17 protein-coding genes and 1 tRNA gene are annotated in these 19,192 nt (G+C 73.9%); 12 read left to right on the plus strand and 6 right to left on the minus strand.

The window, feature by feature from the left end; translation table 11 throughout:
* Positions 1–155: 155 nt before the first annotated feature.
* The gene (locus IE219_RS05315) at positions 156–677 is read right to left on the minus strand and encodes a universal stress protein (protein WP_189975336.1); all 522 of its coding nucleotides are present in this window, start codon (positions 675–677) and stop codon (positions 156–158) included.
* A 412-nt stretch (positions 678–1,089) separates the two neighbouring features.
* On the opposite strand from IE219_RS05315, the gene IE219_RS05320 reads away from it, so the two are divergent.
* The 10 genes from IE219_RS05320 (at position 1,090) to IE219_RS05365 (ending at position 12,553) form a co-directional block, all read left to right on the plus strand.
* Positions 1,090–1,419 carry a hypothetical protein gene (locus tag IE219_RS05320; protein WP_189975532.1) on the plus strand — a complete coding sequence of 110 codons (330 nt, stop codon included), beginning with the start codon at positions 1,090–1,092 and terminating at the stop codon, positions 1,417–1,419.
* 498 nt (positions 1,420–1,917) lie between these two features.
* Positions 1,918–3,084 carry a helix-turn-helix domain-containing protein gene (locus tag IE219_RS05325; RefSeq protein WP_189975337.1) on the plus strand — a complete coding sequence of 389 codons (1,167 nt, stop codon included), beginning with the start codon at positions 1,918–1,920 and terminating at the stop codon, positions 3,082–3,084.
* A gap of 147 nt (positions 3,085–3,231) precedes the next feature.
* Positions 3,232–3,834 carry an oligoribonuclease gene (orn, locus tag IE219_RS05330; RefSeq protein ID WP_189975338.1) on the plus strand — a complete coding sequence of 201 codons (603 nt, stop codon included), beginning with the start codon at positions 3,232–3,234 and terminating at the stop codon, positions 3,832–3,834.
* A gap of 118 nt (positions 3,835–3,952) precedes the next feature.
* Positions 3,953–4,025 (plus strand) — tRNA-His (locus tag IE219_RS05335).
* Between the two features lie 236 nt (positions 4,026–4,261).
* Positions 4,262–5,548: an ABC transporter substrate-binding protein gene (locus IE219_RS05340; protein WP_189975339.1), complete on the plus strand. Its 1,287-nt coding sequence runs from the start codon at positions 4,262–4,264 to the stop codon at positions 5,546–5,548.
* A gap of 23 nt (positions 5,549–5,571) precedes the next feature.
* On the plus strand, positions 5,572–6,531 hold the full coding sequence (locus IE219_RS05345; RefSeq protein WP_189975340.1) for a carbohydrate ABC transporter permease: 960 nt from the start codon (positions 5,572–5,574) through the stop codon (positions 6,529–6,531).
* The gene (locus IE219_RS05350) at positions 6,450–7,364 is read left to right on the plus strand and encodes a carbohydrate ABC transporter permease (RefSeq protein ID WP_373298765.1); all 915 of its coding nucleotides are present in this window, start codon (positions 6,450–6,452) and stop codon (positions 7,362–7,364) included. The genes IE219_RS05345 and IE219_RS05350 overlap by 82 nt, the downstream gene beginning before the upstream one ends.
* A gap of 117 nt (positions 7,365–7,481) precedes the next feature.
* A complete protein-coding gene (gene aspT / locus IE219_RS05355) occupies positions 7,482–9,164 on the plus strand; it encodes an aspartate-alanine antiporter (protein WP_189975341.1) in 1,683 nt (560 codons plus the stop codon).
* A 13-nt stretch (positions 9,165–9,177) separates the two neighbouring features.
* A complete protein-coding gene (gene aspT / locus IE219_RS05360) occupies positions 9,178–10,881 on the plus strand; it encodes an aspartate-alanine antiporter (RefSeq protein ID WP_189975342.1) in 1,704 nt (567 codons plus the stop codon).
* Positions 10,882–10,900: 19 nt separating this feature from the next.
* On the plus strand, positions 10,901–12,553 hold the full coding sequence (locus tag IE219_RS05365; protein ID WP_189975343.1) for a bifunctional aspartate transaminase/aspartate 4-decarboxylase: 1,653 nt from the start codon (positions 10,901–10,903) through the stop codon (positions 12,551–12,553).
* 346 nt (positions 12,554–12,899) lie between these two features.
* On the opposite strand, the gene IE219_RS05370 is transcribed toward IE219_RS05365, so the two are convergent.
* Positions 12,900–14,288 carry a HAMP domain-containing sensor histidine kinase gene (locus IE219_RS05370; protein WP_189975344.1) on the minus strand — a complete coding sequence of 463 codons (1,389 nt, stop codon included), beginning with the start codon at positions 14,286–14,288 and terminating at the stop codon, positions 12,900–12,902.
* The gene (locus IE219_RS05375; protein WP_189975345.1) at positions 14,285–14,986 is read right to left on the minus strand and encodes a response regulator transcription factor; all 702 of its coding nucleotides are present in this window, start codon (positions 14,984–14,986) and stop codon (positions 14,285–14,287) included. Before IE219_RS05375 ends, IE219_RS05370 begins: the two co-directional genes overlap by 4 nt.
* A 78-nt stretch (positions 14,987–15,064) precedes the next feature.
* On the opposite strand from IE219_RS05375, the gene IE219_RS05380 reads away from it, so the two are divergent.
* Positions 15,065–15,640, plus strand: a complete 576-nt coding sequence (locus tag IE219_RS05380; protein ID WP_189975346.1) for a hypothetical protein — start codon at positions 15,065–15,067, stop codon at positions 15,638–15,640.
* Positions 15,641–15,646: 6 nt separating this feature from the next.
* Here IE219_RS05380 and IE219_RS05385 read toward each other — a convergent pair whose 3' ends face one another.
* Both IE219_RS05385 and IE219_RS05390 read right to left on the minus strand, forming a co-directional pair.
* Positions 15,647–16,507 (minus strand): spermidine synthase, encoded by an 861-nt coding sequence (locus IE219_RS05385; RefSeq protein ID WP_189975347.1) that lies wholly within the window; start codon positions 16,505–16,507, stop codon positions 15,647–15,649.
* A 53-nt stretch (positions 16,508–16,560) separates the two neighbouring features.
* Positions 16,561–16,983, minus strand: coding sequence for a hypothetical protein (locus IE219_RS05390; protein ID WP_229849621.1), 423 nt, complete (start codon positions 16,981–16,983; stop codon positions 16,561–16,563).
* A 241-nt stretch (positions 16,984–17,224) separates the two neighbouring features.
* On the opposite strand from IE219_RS05390, the gene IE219_RS05395 reads away from it, so the two are divergent.
* A complete protein-coding gene (locus IE219_RS05395) occupies positions 17,225–18,520 on the plus strand; it encodes an NsdA family TPR-like regulatory protein (protein WP_189975348.1) in 1,296 nt (431 codons plus the stop codon).
* 24 nt (positions 18,521–18,544) lie between these two features.
* Here IE219_RS05395 and IE219_RS05400 read toward each other — a convergent pair whose 3' ends face one another.
* The gene (locus IE219_RS05400; protein WP_189975349.1) at positions 18,545–19,141 is read right to left on the minus strand and encodes a histidine phosphatase family protein; all 597 of its coding nucleotides are present in this window, start codon (positions 19,139–19,141) and stop codon (positions 18,545–18,547) included.
* Between the last annotated feature and the right edge of the window lie 51 nt (positions 19,142–19,192).

Raw genomic sequence — 19,192 nt, forward strand, 5'->3', positions numbered from 1 at the left:
CTTCGAACGAGCGGTGATGCCGCGTGAGCTGCTGTGTTCTGCCCTCCTTAACTACCCTTCACAAGCGCACAAATCACCTGCGGAGGGAAGAAATGTTCGGTGGGGCAAGGGAGTTGACGGACCGCCGGGCCGAACGGGACGGCGGGGAGGGCCGGTTACGGGATGACGATCACGGGCCGCCGTGCGCGGCGCGCGAGCCGCCCGGCGACCGAGCCGAAGATCCGGCCGACGATCCCGTGCGTGGAGCCGACCACGATCGCGTCGGCCGAGTACTCCCGGCCGACCTCCTCCAGCTCGTGGCAGATGTCGCCGCCGCGCTCGACCAGGATCCACGGCACCTCGGAGAGGTGGTCCGCGCAGGCCAGTTCCAGACCGAGGACCTCGGTGCGGTGGTCCGGCACGTCGACGAAGACGGGCGGCTCGCAGCCGGCCCAGACGGTGGTGGGGAGCCTGTTCGCGACGTGCACGATGATCAGGCCGGAGCCGGAGCGCCGGGCCATGCCGATGGCGTAGGCGAGGGCGCGCTCACTGGACGTGGAGCCGTCGAAGCCGACGACCACTCCGTGCCGGAAGGCCGGGTCGCAGGCGTGGCGTGGCTGTTCCACCGCGAGGGGGTCGACCGTGGAGTCGGCGACGCGCTTGCGGTCCGCGGGTTCGGGGAAATCGTGACCGGCCATCGGTGTCTCGGCTAGGGAGATCCTCGTGTGAAGGGACAAGAGAGGGGAACGGATCGGCGGGTGCGGCGGAGCTGTGTCCGGGAATCATCTTCCCCATCCCATACCCGTAAGGGTACGGCGACACTCCTCTCCTGCCCAGGGCCCGCCGTGCCACACCCGGGGTGCGCACGGCCCGTGCGCGGCTCGGCGCGCGCGGTGCCCCCCGGAGCATGCACGAGCGGTTCACCATCTGGCAATGCCGGATGTGCCCTACAGGCGTCCTTTGGCCACTGGTCCGGCGGCCGGTCCGGCGGCCGTCCCGGCGGCCGCGCCGTCCGGCCGTCCGGGGCCGAACGGGCGGCGCCCGAAGTGACCGGAACGTTCCGTTTCTCGTTCCCCACAGGTCCGGATCACCGACGCAGGGAGACCGCCCGTGCCCGCACCGTCCACCTCCGCCCCCGTCGCCGCCGCCCCCGTCGCCGCTCCCGCCGCCCTCCCGTCCCCCGCGCCCGGCGCCGTACCGCCGTCGACCGCCGGGGCGGAGGGGCCGGGGGGCCGTCCGGAGGGGGCGGGCGGGGGCCCGGGGGACCCGGCGGGGGACGTGGTGCGCTGGGCGGTCTTCTGCTGCGCCCTGGTGCCGCTGGTCCTGATCGCCTTCGGCACCTCGCTGGGCGGGGCCGGCGGGGCCGCGCTCGGGCTCGCCTCCGTGACGGCCGGATGCCGGCTGCTGCTGCGCCGCGCGGAACGCGGACTCCACGACTGAGACCCCCGCGCCCGGGTCCGTACGGGACGCGCGCCGGGGACCAGCGGCGTCCGGCCCCGCCCTCCGGCCCGACCCTCCGTCCGGCCTCCCGGCGGGGGCCCGGGGACCCCCTCCGAGTTGACAGGTTCGCACAGCCGATCCCATAGGTTTTCAGCCAACTTGAAGTTCTCGGCGCGCCCTTGCCGAAACGGTACGCCAACCCTCGGCCGTTCCCCCGGAAATCCGCCGCCACAAGGGCGCGCACCCCCCGCGTACGGCCACTTCGCCACCCGGGACCCCCTCCGGAAGCCCTTGCGGAAGCCTCCCTGACGGGCGATCACTTCGCGCCAAGTTGCCATGTCGACAATGTGCCGGATCGAGAACTTGTCACGCCGGCGCCACGGGACGCAGTAGATTCGATCATGGGTACCGAAGACTGGGGTCTCGTGCAAAACCGAGGGGAAACGTGGCACAGCGACACGACCAGGGAGACGCGAACACCGAGGGGGGCTTAGCACCATGAGCCAGGACTCCGCCGCACCGGAGGTCGCACGGAAGCTGTCCGGGCGCCGCCGTCGGGAAGTCGTCGCGGTGCTGCTGTTCAGCGGCGGCCCCATCTTCGAGAGCTCCATCCCGCTCTCCGTGTTCGGCATCGACCGGCAGGACGCCGGCGTGCCCCGCTACCGGCTGCTCGTCTGCGCCGGCGAGGAGGGCCCCCTGCGGACCACGGGCGGGCTCGAACTCACCGCGCCGTACGGCCTGGAGGCGATCGGCCGCGCCGGGACGGTCGTCGTCCCCGCCTGGCGTTCGATCACCTCGCCGCCGCCGCCGGAAGCGCTCGAAGCGCTCCGCCGGGCGCACGAGGAGGGGGCCAGGATCGTCGGCCTGTGCACCGGGGCGTTCGTCCTCGCCGCCGCCGGGCTGCTCGACGGCCGGCCGGCGACGACGCACTGGATGTACGCGCCGACGCTCGCCAAGCGCTACCCGTCGGTCCACGTGGACCCGCGGGAGCTGTTCGTCGACGACGGCGACGTGCTCACCTCCGCCGGCACCGCGGCCGGAATCGATCTGTGTCTGCACATCGTGCGGACCGACCACGGCACCGAGGCCGCGGGCGCGCTGGCGCGCCGGCTGGTCGTCCCGCCGCGGCGCAGCGGCGGTCAGGAGCGCTACCTCGACAGGTCTTTACCCGAGGAGATCGGCTCCGACCCGCTCGCCGAGGTCGTGGCCTGGGCCCTGGAGCACCTCCACGAGCAGTTCGACGTGGAGACCCTGGCGGCCCGCGCGTACATGTCGCGGCGGACCTTCGACCGCCGCTTCCGCTCGCTGACCGGCTCCGCGCCGCTCCAGTGGCTGATCACCCAGCGGGTGCTCCAGGCGCAGCGGCTCCTGGAGACCTCCGACTACTCGGTCGACGAGGTCGCGGGCCGCTGCGGCTTCCGCTCGCCGGTGGCGCTGCGCGGCCACTTCCGGCGGCAGCTCGGCTCCTCGCCGGCCGCCTACCGGGCCGCCTACCGGGCCCGGCGGCCGCAGGGCGACGCCCCGGCGGCCGTCCTGGAGGCGGCCGTGCCCGCCCAGGCCGGGGCGGGGCTCCGCCGCCCGGTGGTGTCCGAGCCGGGCAAGCCGCAGTCCGACGTCTACACGTCGGGCCGGCCGACCCTGCCGGGCCAGCGCAGCGCGCCGTAGGCGCGGGGCCGGCGCAGGCCCGCGCCGCCACGAGCGGCGCACGGCAAAACCGCGGGGCGCCCGGGGACACCTCCCCGGGCGCCCTCCGGCCCGTTCTCCCCCGTTCCGCCACGGCTCCCCCGCCGACGGCCCCCTAAGGTAGGACGCATGAACGATCGCATGGTGTGGATCGACTGCGAGATGACCGGGCTCTCGCTGACGGACGACGCACTCATCGAGGTGGCCGCGCTGGTCACCGACTCGGAACTGAACGTGCTCGGCGAAGGCGTGGACATCGTGATCCGCCCGCCGGACCGCGCCCTGGAGACCATGCCGGAGATCGTGCGCCGGATGCACACCTCCTCGGGCCTGCTGGACGAGCTGGCGGCCGGCACCACGCTGGCCGACGCCGAGGCCCAGGTCCTGGCCTACATCCGGGAGCACGTGAAGGAGCCCGGCAAGGCTCCGCTGTGCGGGAACTCGGTCTCCACCGACCGCGGCTTCCTCGCCCGCGACATGCCCGCCCTGGAGGGCCACCTCCACTACCGGATCGTCGACGTCTCCTCGGTCAAGGAACTGGCCCGCCGCTGGTACCCGAGGGCGTACTTCAACAGTCCGGAGAAGAACGGCAACCACCGGGCGCTCGCCGACATCCGCGAGTCCATCGCCGAGCTGCGCTACTACCGCGAGGCCGTCTTCGTGCCGCAGCCCGGCCCCGACTCGGAGACCGCGAAGGAGATCGCGGCCCGCCACGTCGTCCGCGACGCGTAGGCCCCCCGGAGGGGCCCGCTCGCGCGCACGGGAAAACGTGTGCGCGAGCACCCCCCGGAACCCTGTAGACTTCTTCTCGGCCGGTCGGGGAAACCCTCGGGAAAACCTTCGGCCCATGGTGGGTATAGCTCAGCTGGTAGAGCACCTGGTTGTGGTCCAGGAAGTCGCGGGTTCGAGTCCCGTTACTCACCCTGATGGCGGAGGCCCCGGTTCGGAAGAACCGGGGCCTCCGCCGTTTCCGCGCGCCCGGCCGCCGTCGTACGCCGAACGGGTGAGGCGGCGGCGTCCCCGGCGGCGCCCCGGCGGCCGTCCCCGTCCCGCCGCCTACGGTCGGGGCATGGGGCGGAGGACCGTACGGCGACCACGGCGAGCGAGAACCCCGGGCCCTGTCCGGCGGATCTCCTCGGGACGGGGCCTCGCGCTCGCGGTGCTGGCCGCCGCCGCGCTGCTCGCCGGCTGCGCCACCGACCCGCCGGTGCCGCCCGCCCCCGGCGCCGGGAGCCCCGTCCCGACCGCCGGCCGGCCGGTGACGCTCACCGTCGGGGTGTACGGCACCTTCGGCATGAAGGAGGCCGGGCTGTACGACGCGTACATGCGGCTCCACCCGGACGTCGCGATCCGGCAGACCTCCCTCTCCCGCACCGACGTCTACTACCCGCAGCTCCTCACCCACCTCACCGCCGGCGCCGGGCTCGCCGACGTCCAGGCGGTGGAGGTCGGCAACATCGCGGAGGTCGTCGGCACCCAGGCCGGGCGGCTCGCCGACCTCGCGCACGCGCCGGGGGTGCGCCGGGAGGACTTCCTGCCCTGGAAGTGGGCGCAGGCCCGGACCGCCGACGGGCGGGTCCTCGGGCTCGGCACCGACATCGGGCCGCTGGCCGTCTGCTACCGCAAGGACCTCTTCGCCGCCGCCGGGCTGCCCACCGACCGCGAGGAGGTGGGGCGGCTGTGGGCCGGGGACTGGCGGAAGTACCTGGCGGCGGGCCGCCGGTTCGCCGCCCGCGCCCCCGGGGGCACCGCGTTCACCGACTCGGCGTCCGGGGTGATGGCCGCGGTGGTCTCCGGCGCCCCGCTGCGGTACTACGACGCCGCGGGGCGGCTGGTGGTCGCCGCCAACCCGGCGGTGCGGGCCGCCTGGGACCTGGGCGCCGCCTTCGCCCGGGACGGGCTGACCGCGCGGCTCCAGCAGTTCACCCCCGACTGGGACCGGGGCTTCGCGCACGGCCGGTTCGCCTCGGTCACCTGCCCGGCGTGGATGCTCGGCTACATCCAGGACAAGGCCGGTCCGGCGGGGGCCGGGAAGTGGGACGTGGCGCGGGCGCCCCGGCCGGGGAACTGGGGCGGCTCCTTCCTGGTCGTCCCCTCGGCCGGGCCGCGCGTCGCCGAGGCCGCCGCGCTGGCGGCGTGGCTGACCGCGCCGGAGCAGCAGGCGGTGCTGTTCGAGCGGCGGGGCAGCTTCCCGAGCGCGCGGGCCGCCTTCGCGCTGCCGGCGGTGGCGGACGCCCGGCACCCCTACTTCGGGGACGCGCCGGTCGGCCGGATCTACTCGGCGGCGGCCCGGGAGGTGCCGGTGGCGCCGGTCGGGCCGAAGGACGGGCTCGTCAACCAGATCCTGTCCGACACCGGGATGCTCCAGGTCGACCAGACGGGGCGGGCGCCGGAGTCGGCGTGGCGGGCGGCGATGAAGGCGATCGACAACGCGCTGGACCGGTGAGGCGGGGTGGCGGGACGTGACCGATGACTGAGGAGACCGCGCGGCGGGCGCTCGTGCCGGTGGCGGCGGAGCGGGTACGGCCCCGGGGGCGGCCGCTGCGGTCGCGGGCGGCGCCGTACGCGCTGGTCGCGCCGTTCTTCCTGCTGTTCGCCGCGTTCGGGCTGTTCCCGCTGGCCGCGACGGCGTGGCTGTCGTTCTTCCGGGTGGACCTGACCGCGCCGGAGGCCCGGCAGTGGGCGGGGGCGCACAACTACGCACGGCTCCTGGGCGACGAGTTCTTCTGGAACGCGCTCTCCAACACGGTGCTGATCGGGCTGCTGGCGACCGTGCCGCAGCTGCTGCTGGCGCTCGGCGTGGCGCACCTGCTCGCGGCCCGGCTGCGCGGGCGCCTCTTCTTCCGGGTGGCGGCGCTCGCCCCGTACGCGACGTCGGTGGCGGCGGCCACCCTGGTCTTCGCCCTCTTCTACGGGCGCGACCAGGGGATGGTGAACTGGGCCCTCGGGGTGGTGGGGCTCTCCCCGGTGGACTGGCAGAACGGGCCGTGGGCGTCGAAGTTCGCGGTGGCGTCGATCGTGCTCTGGCGGTGGACCGGGTACAACGCGCTGATCTACCTGGCCGCGATGGGGACGGTGCCGCCGGAGCTGTACGAGGCGGCGGCGCTGGACGGGGCCGGGCGGTGGCGGCGGTTCTGGCACGTGACGCTGCCGGGGCTGCGGCCCGCGCTGGCCTTCACCGGGGCGGTGTCGGCGATCGGGGCGGTGCAGCTGTTCGGCGAGCCGCTGCTCTTCAGCAGCGGGGCGGGCGCTTCGGGCGGGGCCGACCACCAGTACCAGACGCTGGGGCTCTACCTGTACGAGCAGGGCTGGGTGAACCTGCACCTGGGGCGGGCGGCGGCGCTCGCGTGGGCGATGCTGCTGCTCCTGGTGGCCGGATTCGGGCTGGTCCGGCTGGTCCGGGGCGGCCGGGGCCGGGGGGCGCGGTGAGCGCGGCGGACGGGCGGGAGCGGGCGGGCTGGGGGACGTACCTGCTGCTGGGCGCCTTCACGGTGGTGTCGGTCTTCCCGCTGCTGTGGACGGCGGTGGCGGCCTCGCGGACCAGCGGGCGGCTGGCGCAGTCGCCGCCGCCGTTCCGGTTCGGGCGGAATCTGGGGCGGAACCTGTCGGTGGCGTGGACCGAGGGCGGGATGGGCGAGGCGCTGGCGAACACGGCGCTGGTGGCGGGGTCGGTGGCGCTGGGCACGGTGGTCCTGTCCACGCTGGCCGGTTTCGCCTTCGCCCGGCTGCGGTTCCGCTTCCGGGGGGCGCTGTTGCTGCTGGTGGGGGCGACCCTGCTGGTGCCGCCGCAGCTCGGGGTCGTACCGCTCTATCTGGTGATCGCGCGGCTGGGGTGGACGGACCAGCTCCAGGCGGTGGTGCTGCCCTCGCTGGTCTCCGCCTTCGGCGTCCTCTACCTGCGCCAGCACCTGGTGGAGGCGCTGCCGCCGGAGCTGCTCGAAGCGGCGCGGATGGACGGGGCGGGGACGGCGCGGGTGCTGTGGCACCTGGTGCTGCCGGCGGCGCGGCCGGCGATGGCGGTGCTGGGGACGCTGTCCTTCGTGGCGGCGTGGAACGACTTCTTCTGGCCGGTCCTGGCGCTCACGCAGACGGGGAACCCGACGGTGCAGGTGGCCCTGACGGGGCTGGGCCGGGGCTATGTGCCGGACACCTCGGTGGTGATGGCGGGGGCGCTGCTCGGGACGCTGCCGCTGCTGGTGGTGCTCGCGGTGTTCGGGCGGCAGATCGTGGGCGGGGTGATGCGGGGCGCGGTGAAGGGGTGACGGGCCCGTGCTCACCCGGACGGGTCTGGTGCCGGTCCATGGGTCCCGGCGCACTGTTAGCTTCCCTTTATGTCCGCATTGTTCGGTTTTTCTTCCGTACGGGTGGGGTGAGGCCGGATGGGAGTCCTGCGCGACCACCCCGAGCTCGCCCTCTTCCTCTGCCTCTCCGCCGGCTACCTCCTCGGCAAGCTCCGGGTCGGCCCCATCACCCTCGGCGGCATCTGCGGCACCCTGATCGTCTCGCTGCTCATGGGCGCCTGGGCGAAGGTCGTCGTCTCCGAGGACGTCAAGACGATCTTCTTCGCCCTCTTCATCTTCTCCCTCGGCTACCTCGCCGGGCCGCAGTTCTTCGCCAACCTCAACCGCAAGAGCCTGCGCTTCTTCACCCTCTGCCTCATCGAGGTGGTGTGCGTCGTCGGCATCGCCCTCGGCCTCGCCGAAGCCTTCGACCTGGACGTCGGCACCGCCGCCGGCATCCTGGCCGGCGCCGCCACCGAGTCCGCCGTCGTCGGCACCGCCACCGAGGCCATCGGCAAGCTCTCCGACCTGACCCAGGCCCAGATCACCCAGTACCAGGGGCACGTGGCCACCGCGTACACGGTCTGCTACCTCTTCGGCCTCATCACCATCGTGATCTACACCAGCCAGATCATGCCGATGCTGCTGCGGATCAACCTCCGGGACGCCTCCCGCGCCCTGTGGGAGAAGATGCGCGGCAGCGGCGGCGGCCTGGAGTCCGACGAGCGCGAGGCGCTGCCCGGCACGGTCGGCCGCACCTTCCTCGTCACCCTCGCCGACGGCGCCCGGGTGGACGAGCTGGAGCGGCGGTTCGGCGGACAGGTCACCGTCGAGGCGGTGAAGCGGGGCAGCAAGGTCCTCACCCCGCCGCCGCCCGACTTCGAGCTGACCCTCTCCGACCTGGTCCTGACCGTCGGCCGCCGCACCGCCATCATCGAGGCGGGCCGGTCCATCGGCCCGGAGACCCCGGCCGTCCCCGGCCTCGACACCCCGCTCGCCTCCACCCAGGTCTCGCTGACCGACAAGTCGGTGGACGGCAAGTCGATCGAGACGCTGAACCGGGAGCACCCGGAGTTCGCCACCGGCGGCGTGTACGTCACCGACGTGCTGCGCAACGAGTCGGACCTGCCCGCCACCCCGGAGACCGTCGTCCGCCGCGGCGACGTGCTCACCCTGGTCGGCTCCCGCGCCGCGCTCGGCCGGATCGCCTCCAAGGTCGGCGCGACCGTGAAGAACGACGCCACCGACTTCATCTACCTGGGGCTCGGCATCGCCTGCGGCTCGCTCCTCGGCCAGGTCGTGGTCCGCTTCGGCGACGTCCCCATGTCGCTGGGCACCGGCGGCGGCTGCCTCATCTCCGGGCTCCTCTTCGGCTGGTTCCGCTCCCGCACCCAGACCTTCGGCGCCTTCCCGCCGCAGGCCGCCACCACCCTGAAGGACATGGGCCTGGCCGTCTTCATCGCCTGTACCGGACTGGTCTCCGGCCCGCAGGCGTGGCCGCTGCTGAAGGAGTACGGGGCGCTGCTGCCGTTCGCGGGCATCGCCATGGTCCTCATCCCGGCGACGGTCTCGCTGATCGTCGGCCGGACCCTGCTGAAGATCGAGAAACCGCTGCTGATCGGCGCCATCGCGGGCCAGCAGTGCTCGACGCCCGCGATCACCTCCATCACCCAGGTGGCGCAGAGCTCGGTGCCGATGCTCGGCTACACGATCACGTACACCCTCTCCAACTTCCTGCTCCCGCTGACGGGCCCGCTGCTCGTCGGCGTCCTCGGAGCCTGAGAGGCCGCCCGCCATGATCGACTTCCTGAACCGGAACGTCTTCCAGCCCCATCCCGAACTGCTGGTCTTCATCACGGTCGCCCTCGGCTTCCTCTTCGGGAAGCTGCGCTACCGGGCCATCGCGCTCGGCGCCGTCACCGGCTGCCTGGTGGCGGGGCTGCTGCTCGGCGCCCAGTTCAAGATCACCATCGACGCCACGGTGAAGAACCTCTTCTTCACCCTCTTCCTCTTCGCCCTCGGCTACAAGGTCGGCCCCCAGTTCTTCCGGGGCCTGAAGAAGGACGGCCTGCCGCAGGTCGTCAACGCGCTCCTCGTCTGCGTCACCGGCCTGCTGGTCTCCTGGGGCTTCGCCGTGATGCTGGGGTACGGCCCCGGCCTCTCGGCCGGACTGCTCGGCGGCGCGCTCACCCAGTCCGCCGTCATCGGCGTCGCCCAGGACGCCATCGGCAACCTCCCCGGCCTCTCCGCCGACCAGATGAAGACCGAGGAGAACCTGGTCGCCATCGGGTACGCCGTCACCTACCCGCTCGGCACCATCCTCTGCGCGATCCTCCTCGCGAGCGTCCTGCCCCGCCTCTACAAGCGGGACCTGGCCGCCGAGTCCGCGCGGCTCGCCAAGGAGCTGGACGCGCCCGGCGACGACCCGGACCTCGCCGAGGGGTACTACGAGGTCGTCCTGCGGGCGTACACGATCCGGCGCCCCGACCTCGTCGGCCGCACCATCGACGACTTCGAGGACCAGCAGAGGGAACTCGGCCACCGCGTCTACCTCACCCGGGTGCGGCGCGACGGCGCGATCCTCCCCCACGACCAGGCGACCGTGCTCCGCGAGGGCGACGTGGTCGCCGTCTCCGCGCTGCGCGGCTCCCTGGTGGAATTCGACGCCCGCACCCACATCGGGCCCGAGACCGACGACGTCGAACTCCTCGGCTACGAGACGGAGACCCTGCACGTCGTCGCCTCGGAGAAGGCCCAGCTCGGCAGGACCATCGCCGACCTGCGCCGCGAACCCTTCATGGTCGGCGTCTACATCGACAAGCTGTACCGCTCCGGCGCCGAGTTCCCCTACCGGCTCTCGACCACGGTCGAGCGCGGCGACACCCTCATCCTCACCGGCCCGAAGCGGCTGGTGGACCCGGCGGGCCGGGCCATCGGCAAGCCGGTCCCGACCTCCTTCGCCACCGACATGCTCTGGGTCGGCCTCGGCGTCTTCCTCGGCGGCTGCGTCGGCATCCCCGCGCTCACCGTCTCCGGGGTGCCGATCTCGCTGTCCACCTCCGGCGGCGCCCTCATCATGGGCCTCGTCTTCGGCTGGATCCGCGGCAGGTACCCCACGTACGGCAACGTGCCGCCCGGCGCCCAGTGGTTCATGGACACCTTCGGGCTCTGCGCCTTCGTCGCCGTCGTCGGCATCAACGCCGGGCCCAGCTTCACCAGCGGCCTGTCCACGGCCGGCTGGGGACTGCTCCTGTGGGGCGCCGTCGCCACCCTGGTCCCGCTGGTCGTCGGCTTCCTCGTCGGCCACTACGTGCAGAAGATCCGCTTCCCGATCCTGATGGGCGTGCTGGCCGGCGGCCAGACCACCACCGCCGCGATCGGCGCGATCAACGAGCAGTCGAAGTCCCAGATCCCCACCCTCGGCTACACGATCCCCTACGCGGTCGGCAACGTGCTGCTGACCATCTGGGGCGCCGTGATCGTCCTCCTCAACCACTGACCCCCGCGAAGGACCCGCCATGCCCAAGACCACCTTCACCCGCGAGGAGATCAAGTCCTTCGCGCAGCTCTCGCCGTTCGAGCTGAAGGACAAGTTCATCACCCTCGCCCAGCACGTCCAGGGCGACCGGCCCGGCCAGAAGGACAAGTCCTCCGTCCAGATGCTCAACGCGGGCCGCGGCAACCCGAACTGGACCGCCACCAGCCCCCGCGAGGCCTTCCACGCCCTCGGCTACTTCGCGCTCTCCGAGTCCCGCCGGGTGTGGACCGCCGACGACCTCGGCGGCATGCCCGAACGCGCGGGCTCCGGCGACCGCTTCGACACCTTCGTGCGCCGCCACCCGGACCTGCCCGGCATCGAACTCCTCCAGCGGTCCGTCGCGTACGCCGTCGAGCGCTTCGGCTTCGACAAGGACGCCTTCGTCCACGAGCTGACCGACAGCTCCATCGGCGACAACTACCCGGTGCCGGACCGGATCCTCACCCACACCGAGCAGGTCGTCCGCGGCTACGTCGAGGACGAGATGTTCGACGGCCGCCCGCCCGAGGGGAACGTCTCGTACTTCGCCACCGAGGGCGGCACCGCCGCCATGTGCTACGTCTTCGACTCCCTGATGAAGAACGGGATCCTGAAGAAGGGCGACCGGATCGCCCTGATGGTGCCGGTGTTCACCCCGTACATCGAGATCCCCGAACTCGACACGTACGAGTTCGACGTCGTCCACGTCAACGCCTCCCTCTTCGCCGAGACCGGCGTCCGCGAGTGGCGCTACCCGGAGGAGGAGGTCGCCAAGCTGGAGGACCCGTCGGTCAAGCTGGTCTGCCTGGTCAACCCCTCCAACCCGCCCTCGCTCGCGCTCAGTCAGCGGGTCGCGAACCAGCTGAAGGAGATCGTCGCCGGCAAGAACCCGAACCTGGTGGTCGTCACCGACGACGTGTACGGCACCTTCGTCCCCGGCTTCCGCTCGGTCGCCGCCGACCTCCCGCACAACACCCTGCTCGTGTACTCGTACTCCAAGCACTACGGCGCCACCGGCTGGCGGCTCGGCGTCATCGGGCTCCACGACGACAACGTCGTCGACCGGATGATCGCCGAACTGCCCGCCGCCGAGAAGGAGCGCCTGAACAAGCGGTACGGGACCCTCTCCCTGGAGCCGGAGAAGATCCGCTTCATCGACCGGCTGGTCGCCGACTCCCGGCAGGTCGCCCTCAACCACACCGCCGGCCTGTCGCTGCCGCAGCAGGTCATGATGACCCTCTTCTCCCTCTTCGACATGCTCCCCGAGGGCCAGGCGTACAAGGAGCGGCTGCGCGGCATCGTCGGCCGGCGGCTCGAACTGCTCCTGGAAGGCGCCCGGATGAAGATCGCCGACGACGACAAGCGGGCCGGGTACTACATCGAGCTGGACCTCCTCGCGGAGGCCGAGCGCGTCCGCGGCAAGGGCTTCGCCGACTTCCTGGAGAAGAACTACGAGCCCGTGGACCCGCTGTTCCGGCTCGCCGAGCAGACCGGCGTGGTGCTCCTCAACGGCGGCGGCTTCGACGGACCCGAGTGGTCGGTCCGGGTCTCGCTCGCCAACCTGGACGACCTCGACTACCTGAAGATCGGCCACCACCTGCGGGCGATCTTCGACGACTACGCCGCCGAGTGGAAGGAGTCCTCGGGCGGCTGAGCCGGGAGAGAGGCGTGCCCCGGCCGAAGGTGGGGGTGGCACCAGCCGGGGCACGCGGTGTGGGGGGACGGGATGGTCTCGGGGGACGGGGTCACGAGGGGGAACGCGGGCTCGGAAGCCGTGACAGCACGCTAGCGCCCCCGGAAGGGGCGATCCACCCATAAGGTACGCATCCCCGGATCCTTAGGGTCCCCTTAAGGAAGCCATCACGGCGGGCAAAGGTTCGCCGGGACAAGGCCCTTGGGGTACGGGTCCCGGGCGCGGGTCCCGGGCGGGAGCCGCCGGACGCGGGGTTACGGGTACGGACCGCCGGATACGGGTCCTGGCGTACGGGTTCCGGGCGGGGTCAGCGGCGGGGGGCGCGGCGGCGGGAGGGGCGGTGGGAGCGGCGGGGCTGGGGCGCGGCCGGGTGTCCGCCGCCGAGGCCGAGCCAGATCCGGACCTCCGTACCGCCGAGGACCGAGTTCCCGATCCGGACGTCGCCGCCGGTCGCCTCCGCCATCCGGCGCACGATGTCGAGGCCCAGGCCGGTCGAGCCGTCCCGGGTGCCGCTGTTGCCGCGGGCGAGCGCGGCGGCCGGGTCGGCGATGCCGGGGCCCGCGTCGGAGACGAGGACGATGACCGCGTCGTCGCCGTTGTGGACGTCCACCGAGAAGGCGGTGCCCTCCGGGGTGTGCCGGAAGACGTTGCCGAGGAGCGCGTCGAGGGCGGCGACCAGTTCGGGGCGGGCCACCGGGATGCGTACCGGACCCTCGACGCCCGCGAGGCGGACCAGCCGCCCCTCGTCCTCGGCCAGCGCCGACCAGAACTCCATCCGCTCCCGGACCACCTCGGCCGCGTCGCAGCCCGCGCCGGGGCCGGTCGGCTGGGTGGTCTGCGGCTTCGCCTCGCGGGCCGTGCGGATGATCGTGTCCACCTCCCGCTCCAGCTGCTCGACGGCCGCCCGGGTCTGGTCGGCGGCCGGGCCGGAGCCGAGGGAGGCGGCGTTGAGCCGGAGCACGGTGAGCGGGGTGCGCAGCCGGTGGGACAGGTCGGCGGCCAGCTCCCGCTCGTTGGCGAGGAGCTGGATGACCTGGTCGGCCATCGAGTTGAAGGCGACCGCGGCGGACTTCAGCTCGGGCGGGCCCTCCTCGGCGACCCGGACGCCGAGCCGCCCCTCGCCCAGTTCGTGGGCGGCGCCGGCCAGCCGCTGGGCGGGCCGGACCATGCGGACGCCGAGCCGGTCGGCGACCGCGAGGGAGCCGATGATCAGGGCGACGCCGACCCCGGCGAGGACCAGCCAGGCGGTGGCGACGCCGTTGGTGACCTCCTCCTCGGGGACGAACAGCTCGACGACGGCGACCTGTCCGGAGCTGAGCGCGGTCGGCTGGAGCAGGGCGTAGCCGCCGGGGACCTCCGCGATGGAGGCCCGGCCCAGGCTGCGGGTGGCGGCCAGCTCCTCGGCCCTCGCCCGGCGGGTGCCGATCTCCAGGGCCTCCCCGCCGGTCCCGACGGGCGGCACGTGGACGGCGAGCCGGCCGGCCGCGCCGTCCTCGGTGGTGGCGACGGCCTTCTCCAGCTCCGTCCGGTCGGTGGTGATGGCGAGGACCGGGGCGAGCCCGGCGCCGCGCCGCTCGGCGTTGGAGAAGGCCCGGTCGCGGGCCATCTCCTTGACGACGAGGCCGAGCGGGACCGCGAAGGCGATGACCACCATGGCGGTGACCGCCAGGGACACCTTCACCAGGGCCCATCTCACGGGCGGGGCTCCCCCGGCGGCTCCAGCTTCACGCCGACGCCGCGCAGGGTGTGCAGGTAGCGCGGCCGGGCCGCCGTCTCGCCGAGCTTGCGCCGCAGCCACGACAGGTGCACGTCGATGGTCTGGTCGTCGCCGTACGCCTGCTGCCACACCTCGGCGAGCAGCTCCTTGCGCGGGACGACCACGCCGGGCCGCCCGGCCAGGAAGGCGAGCAGGTCGAACTCGCGGCGGGTCAGGTCGAGCGGGGTCCCGTCCAGGGCGGCCTGGCGGCGCAGCGGGTCGATGGCGAGCCCGCCGACCCGGAGCTCGGTGCTCGGCGCGGGCTCGCCGGAGACGGCCCGCGCCCGGCGCAGCACGGCGGCCATCCGGGCGGTCAGGTGGTCGACCGAGAACGGCTTGACGAGGTAGTCGTCGGCACCGGCGTGCAGCAGCCGGACGATCTCCGCCTCGTCGTCCCGGGCGGTCGCGATGATCACCGGCACGTCGGTGATGCCGCGCAGCATCTTGAGCGCCTCGGACCCGTCGAGATCGGGCAGACCGAGGTCGAGGACGACCACGTCGAAACGGAAATGGGCGACCTCGCGCAGCGCCTCCAGGGCCGTGCCGACGCTCCGCACCGTGTAGGAGGCTTCCGTCAGCTGCCGGATGAGGGCGGAGCGCACGAACTGATCGTCCTCGACCACGAGCACACTTGCCATGGGCGGCACCGTACGCCATTCGGGGGACAGCCGGAGAAACCGCACCTTCCGGTTCGCGTCGGCGGGGCGTGGTGCAGTATGGCCCTGATGCGAAGAGGACTCGTGCACGCCCTGGCCTGGTCGCTCGCCACCGGTGCCGCGGTCACGCTCTCCTGGTGGGGGGTGCACACCGTGCTGTCCGGGACCGTCTACGACGCCCCCCGGGCGCTCCCCCTGCCCACCGGCGCGGCCGCCGACCTGCTGCCGGCCGACGGGGCGGACGACGTGCCGCTGACGTCCTCGACCCACAGCGCGCGGCCCGCTCCCCCGACATCCGCGCCGCCGTCCGAGCCGCCCGAGCCGACCACCCCGCCGCCCACCACCCGGCCCCCGGCCACCGCCGCCGCCCCGGACCCCACCCCGCCGCCGCGCTCCCCGTCCTCGTCCTCGCGGGTGAAGACGTACGCGGTGGACGGCGGCCGGGTCACCTTCGACGTCGGCGGCGAGGCGGGCGAACTGGTCTCGGCGACCCCGGCGTCCGGCTGGCAGATGCGGGTGTGGAAGCAGACGACGTGGATCCGGGTGAGCTTCACCCGGGGCGACCGCGACGTCTCCGTCTTCTGCCTCTGGCACGACTCCCCGCCCCGCGTCCAGATCGAGGAGGGCCAGGCCTGACGCCGCTCAGCGGAAGGCCGACGGCGGCGGGGCCGGGGAGGGTTTCGCGGTCGCGTCGGTGACCGGGGCGGCGCCGCCGGTGAAGTCGGCGAGGCTCCGGCCGTGTTCGACGCGGCCGGGGTGCGGGTCGGAGGCGACCCGGCGGGTCAGTTCGGCGACGGGCAGCGGGAGTCCTGAGGCGACCAGGACGGCGTTGCCGAAGCGGCGGCCGCGCAGCACGGTGGGGTCGGCGACCAGGGCCAGTTCGGAAAAAACGGCGGCGGCGGTGGCGATCTGGCCGCGGAGGTGGGCGAGCGGCGGGCCGTCGGCGAGGTTGGCGGCGTACGTGCCGTCGGGGCGCAGGACGCGCCGGACCTCGGTGAGGAACTCGGTGCTGGTGAGGTGGGCGGGGGTGCGGGCGCCCCGGAAGACGTCGGCGACGACCAGGTCGGCCCAGCCGTCGGGGACCTTGCCGAGGGCGGCGCGGGCGTCGGCGGCGCGGACCCGGATCCGGGCGCCGGGGTCGAGCGGCAGTTCGCGGCGGACGAAGCGGACGAGGGGTTCGTCGATCTCGGCGATCTGCTGGGTGGAGCGGGGCCGGGTGGCGGCGGTGTAGCGGGCGAGGGTGAAGGCGCCGCCGCCGAGGTGGAGGACCTGGAGGGGGCGGCCGGGCGGGGCGGCGAGGTCGATGACGTGGCCGAGGCGGCGCTGGTACTCGAAGGCGAGCGCGGCCGGGTCGTCGAGGTCGACGTGGGACTGGGGGGCGCCGTCGAGGAGGAGGGTCCAGGCGCGGGCCCGGTCGCGGTCGGGTATCAGTTCGGCGAGCCCGCCGTCGACGGTCTCGGCGGCGCCTGCCGCCGCCCGCTCGCGCTGTTTGTTCCTGGCCATCCGCCCATTATCGGCCGGACCGGGCGCGGGGCCGCCCGGGAGGCGGGGCGGGGTCAGTGGCAGCCGTCGGCGGCCTCGATGAGGCGGGCGGCCTCGCCGAGGGCGCGGCGCAGGACGGCGGGGTCGGTGACCGGGCCGGTGTCGCCGGGGGGCAGCAGCCAGCCCGCCGGGCGGGGGGCGTCGCCGGCGGGCTCGGGGAGTTCGGGGAGCTCCGGCAGGCGCAGGCCGCGGCCGGAGGTGCGGGTACAGGCGCTGCCGGGGAGGTCCCAGGCGGCGGCGGTGCCGGGCGGGACGAGGAAGCCGAGGGTGTCGCAGGCGCCGTCGTGGAGGACCGGGCCGACCTCGGGGGCGCCGCGGCGGCGGAGGATGTCGACGGCCTCCAGGCCCTGGCGGGCGGGCACGGTCACCAGGTCGCAGGGCTCGGCGCCCGGGGCGCCGGTGACGGCGGCCGCCTGGGCGGCGGTCTCGAAAGGCATGGCGTTCTCGGACACGGACCCCTCCTCGCTTCCCGGAAGGAGACACGTTCCGTCTCTCCCATACGGTTCAACGCCCGTCCGCGTCAACGGCTACGGCGGCACACCGCCGCAAAGGATGGCGGTTCATGGCAGATGCCAGGCGAGATATCCGATTTGTAGCCAAACTCTGCGTAGGCATCCAGTCACAGCAGGTACGTTCTTGCCGCCGGAACACCCGGCGGCACCAGGAGAGGGCTCGGCCATGGCCATGTCACGGGCAGTTCCCAATCTCGCCTTCCGGCGGCTCCGCGGCCGGCACTCCCCGGCGGAGTTCGCCGCCGCGGTCCGCCGGGCGGCCCGGGAGATCGGCGAACAGGTCGCGTGCGACGCCCGGTACATCGGGCGCGTGGAGGCGGGCGAGATCCGCTGCCCCAACTACGCGTACGAGCGGGTCTTCCTGCACATGTTCCCCGGACTGACCCTCACCGACCTGGGCTTCTTCGCGCGGGAGGCGGTACGCGGCCGACGGCCGGGCGCCCCCGGCCGGGTCCCCGGGCCCCCGCCCCCCGCCCTCCCGAACCGGAACGATGAGGAGAGCGACGTGCTGCGTCGCGCATTCATGACGAGCGGCACCGCCACCCTGGCGGCCGCCACCTGGGGCCTCGGCGGCACCGCCGCCGCGATCCCGGCCCCCCGCGGCACCCACCGCATCGGCGAGGCCGAGGTCCTCGCCGTCGAGGAGGCCGTACGCCGCATCCGCCTGCTCGACGACCGGCACGGCGCCGACGGCCTCTACAAGATCGCCGCCCAGCCGCTGCGCGGCGCCTACGCCCTGCTCGACCGGGGCACCGCGGCCCGCCGCTCCACCGAGGACCGGCTCCTGTCGGGCGCCGGGGAGCTGTCCCTCTCGGTGGGCTGGCTGGCCCACGACTCGGGCCGCCACGAGGACGCCCGCTCGCACTACGCGGAGGCCCTGGCCACCGCGCGGGTCTCCGGCGACGCGGCCCTGGAGGCGCACGCCTTCTGCAACACCTCGTTCCTCGCCCGGGACACCGGCCGGCACCGCGAGGCGGTCCGCGCCGCCCAGGCCGGACTGCGCGCCGCCGCCCCGCTCGGCTCCCCCCGGCTGACCGCCCTGCTGTCGCTGCGCGAGGCCGCCGCCTGGGCCGGGCTCGGCGAGCGCGCCTCCGCCGAGGAGTGCCTGGGCCGCGCCCACGAGCACTTCGGCCGGGGCCACGCCGACCAGGACCCCGAGTGGATGTCCTTCTTCGGCGAGCCCGAGCTGGAGGCGCTGGAGGCGCACTGCTGGGCCGCGCTCGGCGACTGGAACCGGGCGGCCCGGCACGCCCAGCGCGCGACCCTGCTCCAGCACCCCCGCTTCGCCCGCAACCTCGCCCTCTACCGGGCGCAGCTGGCCGGGAACCTCGCCCGCGCCGGGCGGCGCGACGAGGCGGCGGCGGAGGCGAAGCGGGTGGCGGAGTCGCTGGACGACGGGATCGCCTCGGCCCGCGTCCGCGGCCTGCTGGCCGAAACCCGACTCATCCTGACGGGGGCGTGAACCGGCGCGCGTACACCCGCGGGTTCACGCCTCCAGGTGGCCGGTGTCGTTCCAGCGCTCGATCGCCGGTGCGCCGTACGCCCAGCCGAGCACCGACAGGCTGGTCGGGTCGAGCCGGATCCGGGCGGCGAAGGACACGTCCTCGCCGAGCCAGCGGGCGCCGATCGAGCGCAGGACGTGCCCGTGCGCGAAGACCAGCACGTCCCGGTCGGCCGACCGGGCCCAGGCCACGACCTCGTCGGCGCGGGCCGACAGTTCGGCCAGCGACTCGCCGTCCGGGACGGCGTCGCGCCAGATGAACCAGCCCGGCCGCCGCTCCTGGATCTGGGCCGGCGTCAGCCCCTCGTAGGCGCCGTAGTCCCACTCCATCAGGGCGTCCCAGGGCTCCGCGCGGTCGCCGAAACCGGCCAGGGAGCAGGTCTCGCTCGCCCGGACCAGCGGGCTGGTGCGCACCTCCACGCCGGGCAGGCCCTGCCAGGGGCCCCCGCGCAGGCGCTCGCCGAGCAGCTTCGCGCCGCGCCGCCCCTCGTCGAGCAGCGGGATGTCGGTCCTGCCGGTGTGCCGTCCGAGCAGCGACCACTCGGTCTGGCCGTGTCGGGCGAGCAGGATGCGCGGTGCCATGGGCGGGGCTCTCCAAAGAACGGGCGGAAACGGGTGCCCCATCATCGCTCA

Source organism: Streptomyces termitum (assembly GCF_014650175.1).
Classification (GTDB): domain Bacteria; phylum Actinomycetota; class Actinomycetes; order Streptomycetales; family Streptomycetaceae; genus Streptomyces; species Streptomyces termitum.